At 33.7% G+C, this 833-nt stretch carries 1 protein-coding gene and 1 pseudogene; one reads left to right on the forward strand and one right to left on the reverse strand.

Annotated features, from left to right (window positions below):
- Window positions 1–200 (reverse strand): annotated as a pseudogene (locus tag B3209_RS08530) (hypothetical protein); the annotation flags it as partial.
- Between the two features lie 149 nt (window positions 201–349).
- Between B3209_RS08530 and B3209_RS08535 the strand changes: the two are divergent.
- A complete protein-coding gene (locus B3209_RS08535) occupies window positions 350–673 on the forward strand; it encodes a helix-turn-helix domain-containing protein (protein WP_295800590.1) in 324 nt (107 codons plus the stop codon).
- Window positions 674–833: the final 160 nt, after the last annotated feature.

Raw genomic sequence — 833 nt, forward strand, 5'->3', positions numbered from 1 at the left:
ATTTGTTCAGTTTTGTCCGCTCTTAGCCGTTCAAGCACAAAAGAAAGCATCGCCTCGTCCACGCCGTTCGGGAAAATCATAATTTCTTTTTCCGCCCAAGAGCCGCCGGCTTCACTTATGAGAAAATCGTGCATTTCGTTTATTTTTTTCTGCGTGAATCCGTCAGGCGCACAGCCGCAGAGAATGGCGTGTTTTTTCAAAACAAAATCTCCAATACGTAGTAAAAATACGTAATAATATATTTTTAATTAGTATAAATCTTATTTTACGTATTTACAATACTTTATTTTAAAAATAATTGTACTTTTCCTAAGTGTATTTCTTGATTTAATAATGTGATACTTTTTTTATGGACTCGGATGAATTAAAGAACAGGCTTTCAGCAAACTTAAAGAAAATCAGAAAAGCCAAAAATCTTTCTCAATTTGAACTTGCAGAAAAAGCCGGACTTTCTGACCAGACAATAAATAGCATCGAAGGAAAACGCCTTTGGCCAAGTGATAAAACCATGATAAAAATTGCAAACGCCCTAGAAACCGATGCTTACCAGTTTTTAATTCCAGAAAATATAGAAAACAAACAAACTGACATAATCATCCCCGAACTGAAATCTGCATTAAAAAAGAATATTGATATTTTGATTGAAGAATTTTTCACGAAGCATTTTAATTGAAAAAAAAGAATCCATATCTTTCTTTGAAGTTTTATCTGTTGAACAAGTTTCTTCTATTCTAAATTTAATAAACGTTTTCAAAAATTAAAATAATTTAGTCCGTGGCACGGACATTAACACATCCGCATAGCGGACACGTACATATCCGTGGCACGGACGT

The organism is Treponema sp. UBA6852, from assembly GCA_002449305.1.
Taxonomy (GTDB): Bacteria; Spirochaetota; Spirochaetia; order Treponematales; family Treponemataceae; genus Treponema_D.